This is a genomic window from Stutzerimonas tianxiuensis (assembly GCF_053470365.1).
Genome location: NZ_JBPVWS010000009.1, coordinates 1 through 20654, shown reverse-complemented (window position 1 = coordinate 20654; position 20654 = coordinate 1). Strand labels below are relative to the sequence as shown.

15 protein-coding genes and 1 pseudogene are annotated in these 20654 nt (G+C 59.2%); 7 read left to right on the top strand and 9 right to left on the bottom strand.

Annotated features, from left to right (window positions below; genetic code table 11):
* Positions 1-10: 10 nt before the first annotated feature.
* Positions 11-1030 (top strand): sterol desaturase family protein, encoded by a 1020-nt coding sequence (locus ACSSNI_RS12790; RefSeq protein ID WP_200639151.1) that lies wholly within the window; start codon positions 11-13, stop codon positions 1028-1030.
* A gap of 50 nt (positions 1031-1080) precedes the next feature.
* Here ACSSNI_RS12790 and ACSSNI_RS12785 read toward each other — a convergent pair whose 3' ends face one another.
* Positions 1081-1803 (bottom strand): FMN-dependent NADH-azoreductase, encoded by a 723-nt coding sequence (locus ACSSNI_RS12785; protein WP_200639154.1) that lies wholly within the window; start codon positions 1801-1803, stop codon positions 1081-1083.
* Positions 1804-1920: 117 nt separating this feature from the next.
* Here ACSSNI_RS12785 and ACSSNI_RS12780 point away from each other — a divergent pair, with 117 nt between their 5' ends.
* Positions 1921-2826 carry a LysR substrate-binding domain-containing protein gene (locus tag ACSSNI_RS12780; protein ID WP_200639156.1) on the top strand — a complete coding sequence of 302 codons (906 nt, stop codon included), beginning with the start codon at positions 1921-1923 and terminating at the stop codon, positions 2824-2826.
* 151 nt (positions 2827-2977) lie between these two features.
* Here ACSSNI_RS12780 and ACSSNI_RS12775 read toward each other — a convergent pair whose 3' ends face one another.
* Positions 2978-4618, bottom strand: coding sequence for a BCCT family transporter (locus ACSSNI_RS12775; protein WP_200639158.1), 1641 nt, complete (start codon positions 4616-4618; stop codon positions 2978-2980).
* Positions 4619-4818: 200 nt separating this feature from the next.
* Here ACSSNI_RS12775 and ACSSNI_RS12770 point away from each other — a divergent pair.
* Positions 4819-4976 (top strand): annotated as a pseudogene (locus tag ACSSNI_RS12770) (LysR family transcriptional regulator); the annotation flags it as partial.
* Between the two features lie 170 nt (positions 4977-5146).
* Complete coding sequence (locus ACSSNI_RS12765) at positions 5147-6361, top strand: PDDEXK-like family protein (protein ID WP_200639160.1); 1215 nt, start codon at positions 5147-5149, stop codon at positions 6359-6361.
* A 966-nt stretch (positions 6362-7327) separates the two neighbouring features.
* Here ACSSNI_RS12765 and ACSSNI_RS12760 read toward each other — a convergent pair.
* The 5 genes from ACSSNI_RS12760 to ACSSNI_RS12740 form a co-directional block, all read right to left on the bottom strand.
* Positions 7328-8260 carry a 5'-nucleotidase gene (locus ACSSNI_RS12760; RefSeq protein WP_200639162.1) on the bottom strand — a complete coding sequence of 311 codons (933 nt, stop codon included), beginning with the start codon at positions 8258-8260 and terminating at the stop codon, positions 7328-7330.
* Between the two features lie 158 nt (positions 8261-8418).
* A complete protein-coding gene (locus ACSSNI_RS12755; protein WP_200639164.1) occupies positions 8419-9030 on the bottom strand; it encodes a hypothetical protein in 612 nt (203 codons plus the stop codon).
* Positions 9031-9036: 6 nt separating this feature from the next.
* Positions 9037-9948 carry a hypothetical protein gene (locus ACSSNI_RS12750; protein WP_200639166.1) on the bottom strand — a complete coding sequence of 304 codons (912 nt, stop codon included), beginning with the start codon at positions 9946-9948 and terminating at the stop codon, positions 9037-9039.
* Positions 9949-10018: 70 nt separating this feature from the next.
* A complete protein-coding gene (locus tag ACSSNI_RS12745; RefSeq protein ID WP_200639168.1) occupies positions 10019-11284 on the bottom strand; it encodes a ribonucleotide-diphosphate reductase subunit beta in 1266 nt (421 codons plus the stop codon).
* 363 nt (positions 11285-11647) lie between these two features.
* Positions 11648-14542 carry a ribonucleoside-diphosphate reductase subunit alpha gene (locus ACSSNI_RS12740; RefSeq protein ID WP_200639170.1) on the bottom strand — a complete coding sequence of 965 codons (2895 nt, stop codon included), beginning with the start codon at positions 14540-14542 and terminating at the stop codon, positions 11648-11650.
* A gap of 883 nt (positions 14543-15425) precedes the next feature.
* Here ACSSNI_RS12740 and ACSSNI_RS12735 point away from each other — a divergent pair.
* Together ACSSNI_RS12735 and ACSSNI_RS12730 are read left to right on the top strand one after the other, a co-directional pair.
* Positions 15426-16148, top strand: coding sequence for a winged helix-turn-helix domain-containing protein (locus ACSSNI_RS12735; protein ID WP_200639172.1), 723 nt, complete (start codon positions 15426-15428; stop codon positions 16146-16148).
* On the top strand, positions 16145-17746 hold the full coding sequence (locus ACSSNI_RS12730; RefSeq protein WP_200639174.1) for an ATP-binding protein: 1602 nt from the start codon (positions 16145-16147) through the stop codon (positions 17744-17746). The genes ACSSNI_RS12735 and ACSSNI_RS12730 overlap by 4 nt, the downstream gene beginning before the upstream one ends.
* Positions 17747-17819: 73 nt before the next feature.
* On the opposite strand, the gene ACSSNI_RS12725 is transcribed toward ACSSNI_RS12730, so the two are convergent.
* Together ACSSNI_RS12725 and ACSSNI_RS12720 are read right to left on the bottom strand one after the other, a co-directional pair.
* Positions 17820-18533 (bottom strand): 4'-phosphopantetheinyl transferase family protein, encoded by a 714-nt coding sequence (locus ACSSNI_RS12725; RefSeq protein ID WP_200639176.1) that lies wholly within the window; start codon positions 18531-18533, stop codon positions 17820-17822.
* Between the two features lie 251 nt (positions 18534-18784).
* On the bottom strand, positions 18785-19690 hold the full coding sequence (locus ACSSNI_RS12720; protein WP_200639178.1) for an HTH-type transcriptional regulator ArgP: 906 nt from the start codon (positions 19688-19690) through the stop codon (positions 18785-18787).
* 122 nt (positions 19691-19812) lie between these two features.
* Here ACSSNI_RS12720 and ACSSNI_RS12715 point away from each other — a divergent pair, with 122 nt between their 5' ends.
* The gene (locus ACSSNI_RS12715; protein ID WP_102838198.1) at positions 19813-20439 is read left to right on the top strand and encodes a trimeric intracellular cation channel family protein; all 627 of its coding nucleotides are present in this window, start codon (positions 19813-19815) and stop codon (positions 20437-20439) included.
* The last annotated feature ends 215 nt before the right edge of the window (positions 20440-20654 follow it).

The window sequence follows — 20654 nt, the reverse complement described above, 5'->3', positions numbered from 1 at the left end:
GCGGCCAGACATGGGCGTTCTTGAATCCCTCCATCACTACCTTGCCGAACCGCTGATCGAGCAGTTTCTCGGCGTTTTCGACCTGAACGGCCGCCTTGGCGTGCTGTTTCTTGCCATCTCCTACGCCACCGCTTATGGCCTGTTTCGCTTCCGATTGAGCCGCGGCCTGACTGACGCACCCTCGTTCTGGCAGTTCATCGGTGGGAATAGGGTGCACCTGCACCGTTCGGCCTTGCTCGATTACCGCTATTACTTCGTGCGTGGCGTCATCAAGGTATTGCTGGTGGTGCCCATCGTGGGCCTGGTCGACCCTTACATCCTCCGCTCGGGCGACTACATCAGCTTCTTCACCAACCTGTGGGGCGAGCGGCCCCAGGTCGGGCACAACCTGTCGCTGGCGCTGCTGTATGGGCTCGGCGTATTCCTGATCAGCGACTTCACCCACTACTGGGTTCATCGCGCCTTTCACTGCAGTTGGCTGTGGGAGTTTCACAAGGTCCATCACTCGGCGCCGGTGATGGTTCCGCTGACGGCGAGCCGCGTCCATTTTCTGGAAAAAATAGTCGGCAGGCTCGTCGATCTGGTCTTCCTCGGCGCCTATGCCGGTGCGTTCTGGTATGTCTGCGGCGGGGAGATCAGCCGCTACACCCTGTTCGGCGTGACCTATCTGGTATTCATCTTCAACGGCCTGGCCTCGAACCTGCGGCACAGTCATGTGTGGCTGTCATTCGGACCGCGCCTCGAGCACATCTTCAACAGCCCAGCCCAGCATCAGATTCACCACAGCGATGCGCCGCGGCATTTCCACAAGAACTTCAGCACCAACCTGTCATTGTGGGACTGGATGTTCGGCACCCTCTACGTCACCAGCCCCGTGCCTGAACGCATCGAATTCGGCACCGCCGAACGCGACTCGCACCGCTACCTGACGCTCTACAGCCTGATCGTGATGCCTTTCGTGGATACAGCACGCAAGCTCGTATCCAGCCGCCGTCCCTTCACCACGCCAGACAGCGCACCCGACGCCTGAGACTGGCGTTGGCTTCTGTCCATCGCGGGGCGAACGGGGCGGCTGTGTCGCTAGACGGGTTCGCCCTGCCTCTGCTGATGGGAGCTCACCGGCGCCCTGGCAAGCGCCGCCTGCAGTTCCGCAACCAACACATCCACCTCACGTTGCGCCTGCTCTACTGAGGCCGCCAGCACCTCGCCCCCGGTTTCCTGCCCTTCAATCGCGATCTGATGGATGCGGGTGATACCGATGAAGTTGAGCGCCGTCACCAGGTTCGGCTCAAGATTGTTCATCTGCGCCATCTCGCCACCAGGACCGTAGCCGATGCCCCCGCGGGCGGTGAGGATGACCGCGTGCCGTGGCCGGTCAGCCAGCAGCGGGACGTAGGGTTCGGGTAGTTTGGTTTCGTCGATCTCAATCGTCCTTCCCGGGCGCACGATGAGGTCGACCCACGCCTTGAGCGCGGCGGGCATGCCGAAGTTGTAAAACGGCGTCCCGATGACCAGTACATCCGCCCCGATCAGCTCATCGACCAGCCGGTCGCTCTCGGCCAATGTTTCCTTCATCCATGCTTCACGACGATCTTCAGGCGTGAAGGAGGAGGCGATCCAGTCGTGGCTGATGAAGGAGGGCGGGTTCTGGCCGATGTCCCGATAGGTCATGCTGTCCTGCGAGCGATGGGCCAGCCATTGGCTTACGAAGCGGTGGCTGAGATGACGGCTGTGGGAACCGTGCTCATCCGTGCCGGCAAAACCGGGGCGGGCACTGGCGTCGAGGTGCAGAAGGTGTGTCATGGTGGGTCTCCTGTGTGACTGAATTCATCTGTCATTCGCGGTAGACCCAGACTAGGTTTAGCCTCTGTGGGCGACAAACGACCATTTCTTTCGGTTACAGATGAGGAAAATTCAGCCATGGCGCACCGCTGGTTACCTTCGCTATCCGCTTTGCGTGCCTTCGAAGCGGCCGCCCGCCATGAGAGCGCCAAGCAGGCTGCCGAGGAATTGAACGTTACCGCTACGGCCATCAGCCACCAGATTCGCTCGCTTGAAGAATCCCTCGGCGTGGCGCTGTTCCTACGCAAACCCAGGCAGCTGGAGCTGACCGCTCAGGGGCGTGAGCTGCAACAGACGCTGGAGACCGCGTTCGACAGCATCAGCGCCACAGTCGACCGCCTCAGTGCCGGACCCTGCCGACAGGCGATCACCCTCAGCACCACCCCTGCCATCGCCGTGCGCTGGCTGGTGCCCTGGGTCTGCCTGCTGCGCGAATCCCATCCCGATATCGACCTGCGCTTCCATACCTCGCACGAGCCGGTGGCGCTGGATGGCGTTACGGCGGATATGGCCATCCGCTACGGTGACGGCCGCTGGCCCGGGCTGGTGGCCGAGAAGCTGATCGACAATACCTTCGTCCCGGTCTGCAGCCCGCTGCTGGGCTTGCGTGACGCCGTCGACCTGCCCAACCACCCGCTGATCCACTTTCATGCCCGGGGCGCCACCTCGGCGCCGATTCATTGGGCCGCGTGGCAAAAGCTCGCGAAGGTGCCGAGCCTGGACGTCAGCGCCGGGCTGGTCTTCTCCGACGAAACCCACGCCATCTCCGCCGCCATCGGTGCCCAAGGCGTGGCGCTGATGAGCCGGCAGTTGGTCGAGGATGAAGTGAAAGCAGGGCGGTTGATGCAGCCGTTTGGGCCGGAGATGGCGGGCAAGCCGTTTCATCTGGTTTATCCGGAGAGCCGTCGGGATGATCCAACCGTTCTTGCGGTGAGGGAGTGGGTGATGAAGGTGCCGGGTGGGTTGTGTGAGGTAGGGCGCTGATACCGGCAAAGCCGAGCCGCGCTACCCGAGGCTCGACCGTAGAGTGGAATACGGCGAAGCCTTTTCCACGCGTATCTTCCAGGCTACTTGCTAGCTGCCCACCTTCCACCTCGCTAACGGGCAACGAGGCGGAGGAAGACGCGACGCGGTGTTATCGCGCCTTCACGACCGTTGGGCGCGGTACCCTGAGCTCGCTCCGCAGGCCGATGACGATGCTGACGCACATTAGCAGCAGCACGAAGGTGAACGGGAAACCGGTCGTGACCACCATGGACTGCAACGCCTTGAGGCCTCCGCCCAACAGCAGGGCGATGGCGACCAGACCTTCGAAAATGCACCAGAACACGCGCTGAGGGATGGGGCCGTCGTCCTTGCCGCCGGACGTGATGGTATCGATGACCAGTGAGCCGCTGTCCGATGAGGTGATGAAGAACACCGCCACCAGAACGATGCCCAACAGGGACATCGCCTGAGTGAATGGCATCACGTCGAACATGGCGAACAGTTTGACCTCCAGCGCCGCATCCGCCACGGCGCGATAGCCGTCATTGATGTACTGGTCGAACGCGACACCGGAAAAGATCGACATCCAGAGAATGCAGACGGCTGACGGGACGATCAGCACGCAAATCATGAACTCGCGCACCGTGCGGCCGCGGCTGACCCGGGCAATGAACATCCCCACGAAGGGCGACCATGATACCCACCATGCCCAGTAGAACGAGGACCAGCCCTGTGCGTAGTTCTCGTCTTCACGGCCGAAGGGCTGCGACAGCGCCGGTAGATAGGCGAAATAGCTGACCACAGAGTCCGCGACCCGCTCCACGATTGCGCCAGTTGGGCCAAATACGCACACGGCGATCAGCAATACGAACGCCATGATCATGTTGATCTCGGAAGCCTTCTTGACGCCCCCCTCAAGCCCGCGCAGAACAGAAACGGTCGCGATGCCCGTAATCAGCGTGATCAACACGATCTTGGTCGTGGCGGACACGGGTACGCCGTAGAGAAAGAACAGGCCAGCATTGATCTGTTCGGCGCCAAGCCCAAGCGAGGTCGCAAGACCGAAGAGGGTCGCCAGCACCGCCAGTATGTCGATGGCATGGCCGACCCAGCCCCAGACCCGCTCTTTGAAGATGGGATAGAACGTAGATCTAATCGCCAGCGGCAGGCCTTTATTGAAGGCAAAGAGCGCCAGCGCGAGCCCCACGACCGCATAGATCGCCCACGCCTGCAGTCCCCAGTGATAGAGCGTGGCGGCAAGGCCGAGCCTGGCCGAGCCGTCGACATCGCCGGGCAACCCCCCGAGCGGTGCCCAGCTGTCAGGGCTCCCAGCATCGGGCGCGACCGAGCTTACAAAGTGCGTCATCGGCTCACCGACGCTCCAGAAAAGCAGCCCGATGCCCATGCCGGCGGCAAACAGCATGCAGAGCCACGCCAACAGCGAAAAGTCCGGTTTCGAATCAGGCCCACCGAGCCTGACCTTGCCATAGGGCGAGAGCGCGATAGCGACCGCGAATACCAGGAAGATGTTGGAGGCCAGGATGAAAAGCCAGTCGAAGCGGACCGTTACCCAGCTCATCGCAGCGGTGAATATGCCGGTTGCGAGTTCCGGGAACGCCAGCGTGAAGATGACGAACACAATCGTCATCAGCCCGGAGATAGCGAAAACAGGGTTATGGATGTCGACCTCTATGGGGCCGATGGTCGTGACCAGATTGTCCTGACCAATCTGGTAGTCGGTATCAATCAGGTTCCCGCCTGCCGCCGGGCTTTCACTGCTATCGGCCATGCTTTACCTCCACTGATGATCACAGCTGTCCATGCGCGCTTTCCATCCCTCGGGCTGCCTCTTACTGCTGCGGCCCGGATTGACGAGGCGGCGACTGTCGAGACCAAAGAATAGTCACGATTCTGGCGATCCGTGGTTTCGCCTGCTTCTCCAAACCCTCATGAGTGCTTCGGGTCCCCTTGTCAGCAGATCGAGGACGGGTGAGGGCAGGGCGGCTGATGCAGCCGTTTGGGCCGGAGATGGAAGGCAAGCCGTTCATCTCGCATATCCCGGAAGCCGTCGGGATGATCCAACCGTTCTCGCAGTAAGGCAGTGGGTGATGAAGGTGCCGGGTGGGTTGTGTGAGGTGATGGACTAACGTCCCCCCCCCTTCCGTTTCGCCCGCCCCAGCTATAGGCAACTGCAGACTGCAGGGCCTTCGCCTCGTGGTGACGCTACCTCAAGTTTTTCGTGATGCCTAAATGATGGCAATGTCTGCGCCGCACTTTATAGTGCGCTCTTATTCACGGCCGAAAGAACTGTAGCGACATGGATGAAGTAGCGAAGCGCTGTCTAGATAAATACCGCAGCCTGCAGGCTGATAACGAGCGGCGTAAACAGGATGGGCTGCATGATTACAGCCTGATCGCATCGATGCTCAAGCCGTCGAACGAAGTGACGCTTCACTCGCGTTTCCTGTGCTCAATGCTTAATCCGAAAGGTCTGCACTATCAGGGAAACATATTTCTAAAGCTATTCCTCGAAAAGCTACCAGTAGGGCTTCGAGATTTCATCGACCTCAAGCGCGCCATGGTCCTTCGGGAAAAAGACAGTATCGATATCCTGATACACGACGGTGAGCACGCGCTCATCATCGAAAACAAGATCAATGCGCTGGACCAGCCTCACCAAATTAGCCGGTATATCGGTTGCGTACAGAAGAAGCTGTGCGCCGGCGAGCAGAATCTAGCTGGCCGGTTGGCTGTGATCTATCTGAGCGCTCGGAGGAGCCGGCCGAGCAGTGACAGCATGATTGGGTTCTCTCTTGTTGACGACATGCTGCGTTGGGAGGGAGTTGGTCAGCCTAAGCCTCATCCCGATCTTCCGGAGCTGCAGTTGGGTGCGGAGATCCCGTTTCATCACTACCCTTATTTCCCTTCGCTAACTCAGTGGGCTGAACGCTGCGCTGAAAAAGCGCCAGCCGGCGGCATACGAAACGCCTTTGAAGAATACCGCCTCGTTTTAGAGCGGCTGCAAAAACCCAAGTCTTGGAGAAAAGTCATGAGTCTCGATAGTTACGCCATGAGCCTGCAGGATAGGGATCAGCGTGAGATGTACGCTTTCATGGTCGAGGCGCAGACGGCGCTTGATCGTTTCATCGCGGCCAGGCTGTTTGAAGGGCTGAAGGCACTGTTCGGCGAAACGGCGCTAATGGAGCGCGGCCTGTTCAAGACACTGGATGAAGAAGGCCTATTTAACTGGCTAACAAAAAAGGGCAAAGATTGGGAGCGTGTGGGCGCAATCTTCGATGCTCCGGCGCAGACGGTCGGCCTAGTCCTGGCTAGCGAGTTTGCCTACATTGGGGCTGTGGGCGAGAGGCCGTTGTGGGACAAAGAGTGTGGGGATGCCAATCGAATCCACGGGGGAGCCGTAAGAAATCTTCTCCGTACGCAGCCGGACGGTGTGTATCGATTCCTGGATAACATCAGTAAGCGAGCGGTTCAGTGTGGAGTGCGGGTGAGTTCGCTGGAGAATGAATCGTAGTAAGAGTTTTTCTGACGCTGTGGTTCCGCCCTGCTGGGCGGGTCACTTTTTCCAGTCGCGGAAAAAGTAACCAAAAACGCTTGCCCCTGCATCCGGCCCTGCGCTTCGCTCCGGGTTCGTTCGCTCCATCGCCATTCCAGGGGCGCGCCGCGAAGGGCCATCCCTGGCCCATCGCGGCTCTCGCGGCATCCATGCCGCTCAACCCCTTCCATGACGATTCCGTTCACCCTCCTAAAAGGGGCGGTTGGTGTCGCTTGCCGGTTCGTGCATAAGAAACAAATGAACCAAAAGATTAGAAGGCGGAGCGGACTCCGCTCCTCGTCAAGAGTGACGTCTGCCGCAGGCCAGACCCGGATGTTGGGGTGACATGTTAGTGTTGAGTAAGCCAGCGCTTTATTTTATTCCGATTGCGGAGAATGGCATCGACTCGGCTCGATCTGCGCAACCAACAGATTTCGAAGCAATAGGTGGGGCAAGACAAAAAGATCAATCCGATATGTGATGGTTTCGCAGCGTCAGGGAAAACAAGCTTGTTTCCTAAAACAAAAAGCCATAGCAGAAACGAAATCCAGAACAAGATCAAATAGGCGTAGCTTCGAGCAATCTCTCTGGTGATAGCAGGACTGTCAGTGCGAATCTGCCGAAGCCAATTTACGTGTCTCAATTTCCGCTTTCTAACCCATAGTCTTAAGGGCTTCCCCATAAGACCAAGTAGATAAAATAGGAAAGATCCAACGAGCCCCAAGATTTTCAACAATATTGGCTTGAAAACGATAGCACCAATAGCGCCTGCGATAAGGCCCGCAACGGCTCCGCTCCAGGCATCTGCCTCTTTGAGTCCCTTAAATACCTCTATCAAAAACTCCATCGTCGTCCTTGATTCAAAATAATGTTGTATTAGTGAGTCTGTCAATGCCGTGCCAATGGCAAGTTAGGTGCGTCTTTTTGTATTGTTGCTGACTTGTTTCAATTTAGCTTGTTGATAGCGCCGAACGGGATGTGTACTGAGGGGAGAACTGACGCCGCAGGGTCGAGGTGAAGACGCTGATCGTCGAAGAATATGTGAGGTTTTAATACTTCGAGAACAGATTTTTTCTCAATGCCCCCTAAGAAAAACGCTTTATTCACCATGATCTCCCAATGCCTCATCGTGTTTATCACGCGCTCGTGGGATGGCGCATTACGTGCGGTAACGATACTGATATCTAAGATCTTGATATAACTCGGGTTGGTTCCAATCTTGGTTTGTTCTAGTTTTTGTATAATTGAGATCTTTTTAAGAAACTCTGCCAATGGACCCGGGTTGTGGGGCGTATCTACAAGGCTCCGTTCGTGATCGTGAAAATCAGTGAGGTCCTTAGACTGTTGATAAATGCTTTCCGCTTCGTCGTCCGCTAACACGCCATCGAAGTCCAGTGCTATTCGGAGTTGATGGTCCTCTGGGTCGTCGTAGGCGAGTGTCTTCAATACCTGGCCAGCTGGGTATCCGGCGGTCATCGCCTGCTTGACGTCGAGCTCGTTAGCAGACAGAAACAAACTGATATTCAACGCTGGGATATAGGCTTGGGGTGATTGGCCTTGAAGAAACACTGCGCGTGTCATAGGTAGGTCGTGAAACTCAATCGACTTCATGACGCGAAGCCCTGTATCCGGATCATTTCGGGAAAGCAGTATCACCTCTACCGGCGGATCGGTTGGGTTGAGTTGGTTAAGGCTTAACAGTCTTCTGACAAAGGAAAACGCGACACCACACGGCAATGGACGATTTTGATTTTTACGCTGGTAGTTCCGATAGGCTTCCTCGCCTTCTAAGCGAAACACTTCATCCGACTCTTCCAGATCGAAGAGAGCGCTGGAAGCTAAGCCAATGACAAGCCGATTTTTTAATTCGTACGGCATTTAGTTTCCTTGGGGAGCTCGCATAAATCGAGATTTTACTTATTCTTTAGATGGCAGGTGCGTCTGGCGAAGGGGCAGCTTGCTAATAAATTTTAGATGGCGGGCTGTTTTTGTAGTAAGCGGCGGCCTCTTTATAAATGCGCATCCGCTTGCCCTTTCTAGCTCGATTCTCTCAATCTTTCAATAAGCAGTGTCTGCTCAAGTTTGCTTAGAGCAGATCTCTGATATCTGTACTCAATCTGGCCGGCTTCGGGGCCCAGTACTAGAGGTGACTCTGTTTTTCCCTCAGCTGTAATTAAAACTGTTACAGCCGGATTTTTACCAAGAACACGTGATCGATGTAATCGTCCCGCCTCAAAAAAATATTTGTCGCCGGCGCGTAAAATTAAAGGCACCTGATGCGTAATACTGATTCTTTTAGAGGTTTTGGTTAGAACAGATTCGGAGCCCGTGTAAGTTGTACAGTAGGCGACCGAAAGCTCACCGTTGTTTTCAGGGGTAAAGGTTTGGCTTTCAATTGTTCCTTGGATCACCCAGCTTGTGAAGTCAAATGTATGATCGTGTACTTCTAGTCCACCAATTTGCTTTTTGTTGTCCGTTGGCCATATGTGTAGTCTGGCTTTAGATATTTCGTGCCTGATGAAAGTACCGGACACGAATCCTAGTGGATGCCAGACAAGTTTCTCGTTTGCATCTTCACATAACTGTATCAGATCGAAAACGGTAAGTCTTCGTTCGTCCAAGAGTCGTTCGAGCTCTATCGTATTCATCTTAGGCTACCGATACGGGTCTGTCGGATTGTTAACTTTGTCAACTATATGTTGTGCGTTCAGTAAACTGATGGCGGCACTGTTCGCTATTTGGCTCTCAATTATAAGAGGGATAGCTGTGGCAGAATTGATTTCGTCTGGCATTATTGCGGGTAGCACCATTCTTCGGGCTTGTCTTTCTGTAAGTCGGACGTCGTCTTTGTAAGAGTCATAAAAATAGGAGCCTGCATCAGCTCGTAGGGCCGATGCTTCTTTATCCTCTTTTGTAATTATTGCGTATACGTCGGAAATATCTAAGCGAAATGCTGAGAAATTGTTGACGAAATATAGCTCAATCCGCAGAAGGGGCTCTGACTGCGAAAACTTTAGTGCGGTAAGTGCGGTTGCAATGATTTCTTCTTGGACGGATGTAGCTGTCCATGGAACACCAGTTCTTGCCGACTTTAGGCTTCTGCGATACGTTGCGTATTCTTCGCAAAGCCCAGTATCGTTTGGGTCAAGTAGGAAAATTCGAATATCGCGTCCAATTCCGGCATTTCTGGCTGCTTCCGCGAAGCGCGGGATAGTTGTTGCGCGTGTGTAACGTCCACAGGTTCCTTTGTAAATCCAAAAGCAGGACGAGTCTGTTGCGCTCTTCAATAGGGGGTTGATTTGCTTTGGTTCAACTACCTGGATTACAGATCTTCGGATAATTTCTGGCTGTAGCCAGAACAGAAAGCAGCCAATTGCTACTGCCAAGAATAGAGAAATGATGAGGTTGTCGAGAAGCGATGCAAGGAGGGTCGTATAAGTAATATCTAAGCTTCCGTCCAGCTCAGGAATTACATACTTACGAATTAACAGGGTAAGTAAAATTATTGTTGTTACGGAAAGGAAAAATGTTTTCCTATAGTGAGTCTTCGCCAGGATCTCGTCCATGAATGTTGTATCCGAAAACCTTTTGTACGGTGCACCGTGGGCCTAGGTATCCCTAAGCCCACGCGTAATATTAATCCCAGCTCAACGCCCCACCCGTCTGATATTCAATAACCCGCGTCTCAAAGAAGTTCTTTTCCTTCTTCAAGTCCATGATCTCGCTCATCCACGGGAACGGGTTGGTGGTACCCGGATACTCTTCCTTCAAACCAATCTGCGTCAGGCGACGGTTGGCGATGAACTTGAGGTAGTCCTCCATCATCGAGGCGTTCATGCCGAGGACGCCGCGGGGCATGGTGTCGCGGGCGTATTCGATTTCCAGCTGCGTACCCTGGAGGATCATCTGAGTCGCCTCGTCCTTCATGGCGGCGTCCCACAGGTGCGGGTTTTCGATCTTGATCTGGTTGATCACGTCGATGCCGAAGTTCAGGTGCATGGACTCGTCGCGCAGGATGTATTGGAACTGCTCGGCAGTGCCGGTCATCTTGTTGCGGCGGCCCATGGAGAGGATCTGGGTGAAGCCGCAGTAGAAGAAGATGCCTTCCAGTACGCAGTAGTAGGCGATGAGGTTGCGCAGGAACTCTTTGTCCGTCTCGACGGTGCCGGTCTGGAAGGTCGGGTCGGAGATGGAGCGGGTGTACTTGAGGCCCCAGGAGGCTTTCTTCGCGACGCTCGGGATCTCGTGGTACATGTTGAAGATCTCGCCTTCATCCATGCCCAGTGACTCGATGCAGTACTGGTAGGCGTGGGTGTGGATCGCCTCTTCGAAGGCCTGGCGCAGGATGTACTGGCGGCACTCGGGGTTGGTGATCAGGCGGTACACGGCCAGCACCAGGTTATTGGCGACCAGGCTGTCGGCGGTGGAGAAGAAGCCGAGGTTGCGCATGACGATGCGGCGCTCGTCTTCGCTGAGGCCGTCCTTGCTCTTCCACAGAGCGATGTCGGCGTTCATGTTCACTTCCTGCGGCATCCAGTGGTTGGCGCAACCATCCAGATACTTCTGCCAGGCCCAGTCGTACTTGAAGGGGACGAGCTGGTTGAGGTCGGCGCGGGCGTTGATCATCTGCTTGTCGCCGACGTGAACGCGGGCGGATTCGCCTTCCAGTTCGTCCAGGCCTTCCTGGATGTCGAGGTCGTCCAGGGCTTTCTTGGCGCGGGCGATGGCAGCGGAGTCATCAGCGGTTACGGCGCGGGCTTCTTCGACGGAGCCGGCGGCGTCCTGGTCGAGCTTGGCGGGGGCTTCGTTGCTGGCGGCAGCGGCCTGGGGGGCGGCTGGCGCAGCGACGCCCGGCGCGGCGGTGGTGGTTTCTTCTTCGTCGAATTCGTCCCAGCTCAGCATGGCGGTTTTTCCTGATTGGGGACCGGCGCGGCCGGTCGGGAATGTTTTGGGCTTTTGGTTTGCACGCAAAAGCAGAAATTGGTGGGCGGTGGGGCCCGATGTCACCGTATTTCCGAGAGGTCGGAGCGGGAGCGGATCGCGAGCAAGGACTAGGCGTCCCCCTCGCTCCTACAGGGTCCGTGTTGCCTCTCAAACCTCAGAGCAGCGCTTTTCAGCAGCAGCTCGGTGTGAGCGGTTTCCAGAGCGAGGCAGCGCTAGGCGTCTGCCAAGCCGGAGCCCCTGAGCGTACGCATGTACGTGATGGGGGCCGGCTTGGCGGACAACAACGCGCGGTCCGCTCTGGGGACCGCGACTTTCAACTACTTATTGGCAGGCTTCGCAGTCTGGCTCATCAATCGCGCACGCCTTCGGCACCGGTGCTGGGCCGGCTGCCATTTCTGGCGCGGCCGCAGCTTTGGCTGAAGCAGCGCTAGCGCCGCTGTTGCCACCGCTGGACACGGCGTTGAGCTTGCCGGTGTTGACGGTGGACTTCTCGGTGCTGGTCGCGGCCAGGGCACGGAGGTAATAGGTGGTTTTCAGGCCACGGTACCAGGCCATGCGGTAGGTCACGTCCAGCTTCTTGCCCGAGGCGCCGGCGATGTAGAGGTTCAGCGACTGAGCCTGGTCGATCCACTTCTGGCGGCGGCTGGCGGCGTCGACGATCCACTTGGTTTCCACTTCGAAGGCGGTCGCGTAGAGGTCTTTCAACTCCTGCGGGATGCGCTCGATCTGCTGCACCGAACCGTCGTAGTACTTGAGGTCGTTGATCATGACCGCGTCCCACAGGCCGCGCGCCTTGAGGTCGCGAACCAGGTAGGGGTTGATCACGGTGAATTCGCCCGAGAGGTTCGATTTCACGTACAGGTTCTGGTACGTCGGCTCGATGGACTGCGACACGCCGGTGATGTTGGCGATGGTCGCGGTCGGTGCGATGGCCATGATGTTCGAGTTACGGATGCCGTTCTTGACGCGGGCACGGACCGGGGCCCAGTCCAGGGACTCGGTCAGGTCGACGTCGATGTACTTCTGGCCACGCGCTTCGATGAGGATCTGCTGCGAGTCCAGCGGCAGGATGCCCTGGCTCCACAGCGAGCCCTGGAAGGTCTCGTAGGCGCCACGCTCGTCGGCCAGGTCACAGGAGGCCTGGATGGCGTAGTAGCTGACCGCTTCCATGGACTTGTCGGCGAAGTCGATGGCGGCGTCTGAACCGTATGGGATGTGCTGCAGGTACAGCGCGTCCTGGAAGCCCATGATGCCCAGGCCCACCGGGCGGTGCTTGAAGTTGGAGTTCTTCGCCTGCGGCACGGAGTAGTAGTTGATGTCGATGACGTTATCGAGCATCCGCACGGCGGTGCGTACAGTGCGCTCCAGCTTGGCGGTGTCGAGCTTGCCGTCGACGATGTGGCGCGGCAGGTTGATCGAGCCCAGGTTGCAGACGGCGATCTCGTCCTTGTTGGTGTTCAGCGTGATTTCGGTGCAGAGGTTGGAACTGTGCACCACGCCGACATGCTGCTGCGGGCTGCGCAGGTTGCACGGGTCCTTGAAGGTCAGCCATGGGTGGCCGGTTTCGAACAGCATGGACAGCATCTTGCGCCACAGGTCTTTGGCCTGCAGGGTCTTGTAGTTCTTGATCTTGCCGTATTCGATCAGGGCTTCGTAGTACTCGTAGCGCTCCTCGAAGGCCTTGCCGGTGAGGTCGTGCAGGTCGGGTACTTCGCTCGGCGAGAACAGGGTCCACTTGCCGTCGTCGAAGACGCGCTTCATGAACAGGTCCGGAATCCAGTTGGCGGTGTTCATGTCGTGGGTACGGCGACGGTCGTCACCGGTGTTCTTGCGCAGCTCGAGGAATTCCTCGATGTCCAGGTGCCAGGTTTCCAGGTAGGCGCAGACCGCGCCCTTGCGCTTGCCGCCCTGGTTGACCGCGACGGCGGTGTCGTTGACCACTTTCAGGAAAGGCACGACGCCCTGGGATTTGCCGTTGGTGCCCTTGATGTAGGCGCCCAGTGCACGGACCGGGGTCCAGTCATTGCCCAGGCCACCGGCGAACTTGGAGAGCAGGGCGTTATCGCGGATGGCATCGTAGATGCCACCCAGGTCGTCCGGCACAGTGGTCAGGTAGCAGGAGGACAGCTGCGGACGCAGGGTGCCGGCGTTGAACAGGGTCGGCGTGGAGGCCATGTAGTCGAAGGACGACAGCAGGTTGTAGAACTCGACGGCGCGGGCTTCGCGGTTTTCTTCCTCAATGGCCAGGCCCATGGCGACGCGCATGAAGAAGATCTGCGGCAGTTCGAAACGCACGCCATCCTTGTGGATGAAGTAGCGGTCGTAAAGGGTCTGCAGGCCGAGGTAGGTGAACTGCTGGTCCTGCTCGTGGTTGATCGCCGCGCCCAGCTTGGCCAGGTCGTATTCCTTCAGGCGCGGGTCGAGCAGTTCGAACTGCACGCCTTTTTCCACGTAGGCGGGCAGGGCCTTGGCGTAGAGGTCGGCCATTTCATGATGGGTGGCGGCTTCGGCGACTTCGAGGAAGCTCAGGGCTTCAGCGCGCAGGGTGTCCATCAGCAGGCGAGCGGTGACGTAGGAGTAGTTCGGCTCACGCTCGACCAGGGTACGGGCGGTCATCACCAGCGCGGTGTTGACGTCGGTCTGCTCGACACCGTCGTACAGGTTCTTCAGGGTTTCTTTCTGGATCAGCGCGCCATCGACTTCTTCGAGGCCTTCGCAGGCTTCGGTGATGATGGTGTTCAGGCGGCCCAGATCCAGCGGCGCCATGCTGCCGTCGGCACGCTTGATACGGATGCTCGGGTGGGCTTCGACCGGTGCATCGGCAACGCCACGCTTGCGTTCCTGGCTACGGGATTCGCGATAGATCACGTAGTCGCGGGCAACTTTCTGCTCGCCGGAACGCATCAGGGCCAGTTCGACCTGGTCCTGGATCTCTTCAATGTGGATGGTGCCGCCGGAAGGCATGCGACGCTTGAAGGTGGCGGTGACCTGTTCGGTCAGGCGGGCGACGGTGTCATGGATGCGCGACGAGGCGGAGGCGCTGTTGCCTTCCACTGCGAGAAACGCCTTGGTGATGGCGACGGTGATCTTGTCGTCGGTGTAGGGGACGACTGTACCGTTGCGCTTGATCACGCGCAGCTGGCCCGGCGCGGTAGCGGCCAGGTCCAGCGAGCTGTTGTCGGCGTGCGGGTTCTCGCGAGTGGACTCGTTCTGCATGGGGTCTCCGGATTCTCTCTGTCTCGGTAGCACGTTAGGTGTCAGGCCCGCTTTGTGGGCGGCCTTGATCGGGTCTTGCGTGTCTCGTATTGCATGAACCATGCCCCGGCGAACCGGCCTCATGGGTGACTCAAAACTGGAAACGATCCGGCACCTGGGGTGGCGAATCGTGTGTGCCGAAGCATAGTCAGGCGTTGTGAAGATCACAACCTCAAAACACAACATGTAGTGTGACGCGCTTGGCGCATGCGCTACTGCTGGGCTTGAGCAAAATCAACGTTGGGCTGTGCAGGATCGCGGTCTGCGGCGACGATCTATCGCGCCCGTGGGGGCGCGAGCCGGGTAAAAATCAGAGCGAATTTATTTTGCTTGCTTTTTTCGGCGTTTGTGTCTGTTTGGCCTTGGACACCCAATATGTGGGGTAAAAGGCGCTTGGAGCGACACGATAGTGAGGGTTCAGGCCCAGTGCAAGGCACCTGAAATGAACAACCTGTGGATAACATGTGGGTGAGCTGTGCGCGATAAGGGCGCAGCCCGCGCCGTTTCCGGCGTGCAAAGGCTTCGGATGAAATGCGGGCTCATACAGCGCTTTCAGACGCCCGGAGGTGCCTTGGGCAAAACACTATATGTGGTGTTTTGTCAAAGGCGGATTTAGCGCCGTTTACGCTCAGCGAGACGGTGATTTGACGGAACGGGCTGTGCTGATGGCCTTTTGCCTGGCATGGGGCCGGCGCGGCGCTGTGGCAGTTCTGCGAAGCGGGCATCAAGGGCGTCGCTTCCACCGGTCATCCAGGCCGCTCCGTCGTGGAGGTGCATGTCAACCGCTGCCATCTGGCGGTGCCCTGGCGCTACAATGCCGGCCGGTGTATCGGGAGGGCGCGTGGTGGATCAAGAGTCTTGGAACATCCTGATTGTCGAAGATGACCAGCGGTTGGCCGAACTGACCCGCGAGTATCTTGAAGGCAATGGCATGCAGGTCTCGATTGAGGCGGACGGCGCCCAGGCGGCCGAACGCATCATCAACGAGCGTCCCGATCTGGTGGTGCTCGATCTGATGCTGCCCGGCGAAGACGGACTGTCGATCTGCCGCAAGGTGCGTGATCGTTATGACGGGCCGATCCTGATGCTGACCGCGCGTGCCGACGACCTGGATCAGGTGCTGGGGCTGGAGATCGGTGCCGATGACTATGTGTGCAAACCGGTGCGGCCGCGGTTGCTGCTGGCCCGCATTCGCGCCTTGCTGCGGCGCCGGGAAGGCACAGAGGTGGCGGCAGCCGCAGGCGGCAAGCGCGTCCAGTACGGCCCGCTGGTGGTCGACAACGCGTTGCGCGAGGCCTGGTTGCGCGGTGAGGGCATCGAGCTGACCGGTGCAGAGTTCGACCTGCTGTGGCTGCTGACCTCCAATCCGGGACGGATCATGTCCCGCGAACAGATCTTCTCTGAATTGCGCGGTATCGAGTACGACGGCCAGGACCGCTCCATCGATGTGCGTATTTCGCGCATCCGCCCCAAGATCGGCGACGACCCCGACCACCCGCGCCTGATCAAGACGGTGCGTGGCAAGGGCTACCTGTTCGTTTCCGAAGCGGCTGAAGCGCTGCAGTGAATTCGATCTTCCTGCGCATCTACGGCGGCATGCTCGCCGTACTGGTGCTGGTTGGACTGCTGGGCGTGGGCGGTCTGCATCTGCTCAACCAGGTACGGGCCGATCAGCATCGAGAAGCGCTGGCGGCCGGTACCTTTCGCCTGATGGCGCACAACATGAGCAACATGACGCCCATCGAACGGCGTCAGGCGGCGAACCTCTGGGGGCGGCTGCTGGGGATTCCGTTGCGGGTGCGCACCCTGGAAGACATCCGGCTGGAAGGCGGCCTGGAGACACGACTGCTGCGCGGCCAGGTCTTGGTGGAGCAGATTCGCCCCGGCAGCGTGACGATCTATTCCCTGGTCAGCGCCGACGACCGGCTGGCCCTGACCGGCGAGGTCGAGCAACTCAGCGAGCAGCTGGCACGCGCCACGATCTACCTGCTGATCGACGAGCTGATCCGCTATCCCGAAGCCGAACAACCCCAGCGCCTGGCCGAACTGAAGACGGCGCGTGGTTTCGGCTATCCGCTGGCGCTGCTGACCCGCGACAGCGCCAGTCTCGATGACGATCAGCGGCGCCGGCTTGATGAAGGCGACACGGTGATGGCGCTGGTCAACGGCGGCGAGGCCATCCGGGTGTTCGCCGCGATTGCCGGAACCCCGTGGATCATGTCGCTGGGGCCGTTGCGTCAGCTCAATCCCTATCCGCCCGAGCTGCTGACCCTCATCGGTGTATTGGGTTTGTCGCTGATCGGGCTGACGGTGTATCTGCTGGTACGCCAGCTGGAGCGGCGCCTAAGGAGCGTCGGGCGCGCCGCCACGCGCATCGCTAACGGCCAGCTGGAAGCGCGCGTGCCGGATGCCGGAACCGACTCGGTCGGGCGATTGGCCAAGGCCTTCAACGGCATGGCCACTCACCTGCAGCGCTTGCTGGCGGTGCAGCGGGAAATGGTCAGCGCCGTGGCCCATGAGCTGCGAACGCCGGTCGCGCGGTTACGTTTCGGCCTGGAAATGGCCGGCTCGGCGCAGACAGCGGAAGCACGTAATCGCTATCTGGAAGACATGGATGGCGATATCGACGACCTGGATCGCCTGGTGGACGAGATGCTGGTCTATACCCGCCTCGAACGGGGTTCGCCAGAGCTGACGTTCCAGGCGGTGGATCTCGGCGCACTGGTCGATCAGGTCATCGGAGAGCTGGCGCCATTGCGGCCAGCGGTGCAGGTCGAGCGCGGGCCCTGTAAGCCGGCCGCCGACGGCAGCAGCGTGGTCGATGCCGAGCCGCACTACCTGCGCCGCGCCTTGAGCAATCTGATCAGCAACGCCATGCGCCACGCCGAAACGCGAGTTCAGGTCAGCTTCGTCATCGATGGCGAGCGGGCGCAGTTGGTGGTCGACGATGACGGGCCGGGCGTGCCTGAAGATGCGTGGGAGAAGGTCTTTGCCCCCTTCCTGCGTCTGGATGACAGCCGTACTCGCGCGTCCGGCGGGCATGGTTTGGGGCTGTCCATCGTCCGGCGAATTACCTACTGGCACGGCGGCCGTTCGCAGATTGGGCATAGCGACCTGGGCGGCGCGCGCTTCAGCCTGGTCTGGCCGCGCAAGCGGGTGAAGTAGGCGCTGGGGTCAGCGCCCTGCGGCTATTGAGAGGTGTGTTGTCCGGGAGGGCTTTGCGCCGAGCTGTGACGATTCAAGCTGGAATGCTCACCAAGCTCAGCAGGTAATCATCGAACTGCGCGAATTGGCCCTCCAGCTCGGCGCCGGTCGTCCATTGTTCCGATAGGTCATTGAGCAAACGCAGGCGGGCGTAACCGCTGCTGTCGTGGTGGATCAGCTCGGCTTCCTGGAAGTAGAAGCGCTTGTTGACCAGCGGATACAGCGCCTTGAACAGGCTTTCCTTGATGGAAAAGGTCAGGGTGACGCGCAGCGCACGCTGGGTCTCGTCGAGTGCGGCGTAACCTTCCAGCTCGCGCGGCGTGAGGATTTCAGCGACCAGGCGGTCGGCCCGTGTAGTGGGAATCTGCTTCTCCACATCCAGCCCGAGACCGCGCCATTGCTCGCGACGCGCCACCACGGTCGCCGCCCAGCCAGCGCCATGGGTGATGGAGCCGACCACCCCGGCAGGCCAGTTGGGCGAGCGATCCTCGTTCACGGCCGGGATGCACGGCGCGCCCGTCACCCTGCGCAAGGCCTCGTGCGCACAGAGGCGACCGGCGAGAAACTCGGTCTGGCGCTTGCTCACGGCGCTCATGCCCGGCACGCCGCAGCGGGTGAAGTCCTCGGGGTCGAGCAGGGCGGGGTCGAAGCGGGTGCTAATTAGCTGCACGCCAGGCAAGGCGAGCGGCAGCGGCCAGTGATCGCTCAGCGGCGAGCAGCAGGCTGGGTGATAAAGAATGGAAGTCATAGGCGTTAGTGTGCCTCAGTGCCGGCCGGAGCGCAGTTCCGGTGATGCGCTTGGCCTGGACATGGGGCTCTTCGTAGCAAGCTCGCGCCTACATAACACAGGTTAGCACCTGTTGTAGAAAGCCCGCTTTCCCTTGAGCCGGACGCACGGGCGGGGCGGCCATCGATTTGAGCCCTGTCCCGATCTCGCATCTTATTGCTCTTGCAGAAGCGAGCTGGCTCGCGGACCACAAAAGCAGGCGGACACTCTTTTCAGCAGGCTTCCTCAGGTCGCGCAAGGATCTTCGGCGCCGCTTCGATGATCTGGCGGGAGAGGCTTTCCATGCGCGGCGACTGCACCTTCCAGGTGTGCCAGTACAGCAAGATGTCCAGCGGCGCGTCTGCGGCCAAGTCGACCACGATGCCGTCGGCCAATGCATCCTGCAGCAACGGCTGCGGCACCATGCCATAGCCCAGCCCGTAGCGGATCGCATTGAAGCGAGGCTCGGCGCCGGGCACATAGTGGCAAGGGTAGGCGCCCTCGGGCAGGCCCAGCCGGCGAAGCAGGAACGAAGAGGTGAGGCGGTCCTTGTTGGTGTAGGCGACCACCGGCGCCTTGCGCGCGGCATTGCGGTTCAGACCGTTGGGAAAGTACTGCTGCCGAAAGGCCGCGGACGCCACCAGGCGATAGCGCATGCTTCCCAGCGGGCTGGCCGTGCAGCCGCGCATGGGCTTGGGCTCGGTGCTGATGCAGCCAATCGCTAGACCGGTTTCCAGCAGACTGTAGGTGTGGTCCTGGTCCTCGACCGTCAGATCGAGCAGCACGCGCTCTTTGATCAGCACATCCGCCAGCGCCGGAAAGAACCAGGTGCCCAGGCTGTCGGCATTGAGCGCGGCGACCACCACCAGCGGCGCGTCGCTGCGTTCGGCCAGGTCCGCCATCAGGTCGGCTTCAAGCAAGGTGGCCCGCTTGAGGTACTGCAGCAGCCGCTGGCCTATTTCGGTAGGGCGACAGGGGCGGCTGCGCACCACCAGAGCATTGCCCAAGGCGCTTTCCAGCGCTCGCACCCGCTGCGAAATCGCAGGTGGCGTCAGATGCAGGCGCAGGGCAGCTTGCTCAAAACTGCCGGTTTTGATGACCGCACGGAAGGCTTCAGTCTGTTTGGGATCAAGATTCAAGCCCTGCGTCCTCAGATTAAATAAATGTTTGTATAGCCTAATTTTGCTAAGTCACATCGATTGAATAGCAGTGTGCCCCATAATGGCGCCGTTTTCCCGCCTGCCTGTTCTGGAGTTCCGCTGTGACGCTGTTGCACATCATCTATCTGATCGCCATTACGGCCGAAGCCATGTCCGGCGCCATCATGGGCATGCGCCGCGGCATGGACCTGTTCGGTATCTGCATGCTCGGCACGGTGACGGCGCTGGGCGGCGGCACGGCGCGCGATGTGCTGCTGGGGCATTACCCGATCGGCTGGATCGCCCATCCCGAGTACCTTGGTTTCACCGTGGGCGCGGCCATCGTCACCGCTCTGGTCGCGCGGCACATGCATCACCTGCGGCAGGTGTTTCTGCTGGTCGACGGCCTGGGCCTGGTGGCCTTTACCGTGATCGGTTGCGGCGTCGCCATGGACATGGGCGCGCACCTTTCAATCGTTGTGCTGGCGGGGGTCATCACCGGCGTGTTTGGCGGATTGCTGCGCGACATTCTCTGCAACCGTGTGCCGATGGTGTTGCGGCGCGAGCTCTATGCCACGGTGGCGCTGTTCACTGGCGTGCTCTATGTGACGCTGCTCTGGCTCGGGATCGACACGTCCATCGCCTCGCTGGCCACGCTGTGTGCGGGCTTCCTGTTCCGAGTGCTGGCAATGACCTTCCAGTGGCAGCTGCCGCACTTTCAGGAGCGCGACGTCCGCGGGCTGGACTGAATTCGCAACCGCCAGGCGCCCAATCAAAACGCGCCTGGTTCTGCCTGACCTGCATTTGTCTTGCAACGCAGATTCCCGCCCTTCGAGCCGCTACACTAGCGCACTGGCCACCAGGGGAATGGAACCGTGCTGAGAGACCTAGCAGCCTGTCGGACTTGAATTCATAAATGGACAGAGCGCGACAAAGACAAAGCGAATTGCCCACTATTTGAGCG

What these genes read in the sequence shown, in the direction of transcription:
- ACSSNI_RS12750 (WP_200639166.1), bottom strand. Translation starts at nt 9,948, where the DNA reads ATGGACGAGATCCTGGCGAAGACTCACTATAGGAAAACATTTTTCCTT.
- ACSSNI_RS12785 (WP_200639154.1), bottom strand. Translation starts at nt 1,803, where the DNA reads ATGACACACCTTCTGCACCTCGACGCCAGTGCCCGCCCCGGTTTTGCC.
- ACSSNI_RS12765 (WP_200639160.1), top strand. Translation starts at nt 5,147, where the DNA reads ATGGATGAAGTAGCGAAGCGCTGTCTAGATAAATACCGCAGCCTGCAG.
- ACSSNI_RS12775 (WP_200639158.1), bottom strand. Translation starts at nt 4,618, where the DNA reads ATGGCCGATAGCAGTGAAAGCCCGGCGGCAGGCGGGAACCTGATTGAT.
- ACSSNI_RS12790 (WP_200639151.1), top strand. Translation starts at nt 11, where the DNA reads ATGGGCGTTCTTGAATCCCTCCATCACTACCTTGCCGAACCGCTGATC.
- ACSSNI_RS12745 (WP_200639168.1), bottom strand. Translation starts at nt 11,284, where the DNA reads ATGCTGAGCTGGGACGAATTCGACGAAGAAGAAACCACCACCGCCGCG.
- ACSSNI_RS12740 (WP_200639170.1), bottom strand. Translation starts at nt 14,542, where the DNA reads ATGCAGAACGAGTCCACTCGCGAGAACCCGCACGCCGACAACAGCTCG.
- ACSSNI_RS12755 (WP_200639164.1), bottom strand. Translation starts at nt 9,030, where the DNA reads ATGAATACGATAGAGCTCGAACGACTCTTGGACGAACGAAGACTTACC.
- ACSSNI_RS12780 (WP_200639156.1), top strand. Translation starts at nt 1,921, where the DNA reads ATGGCGCACCGCTGGTTACCTTCGCTATCCGCTTTGCGTGCCTTCGAA.
- ACSSNI_RS12725 (WP_200639176.1), bottom strand. Translation starts at nt 18,533, where the DNA reads ATGACTTCCATTCTTTATCACCCAGCCTGCTGCTCGCCGCTGAGCGAT.
- ACSSNI_RS12760 (WP_200639162.1), bottom strand. Translation starts at nt 8,260, where the DNA reads ATGCCGTACGAATTAAAAAATCGGCTTGTCATTGGCTTAGCTTCCAGC.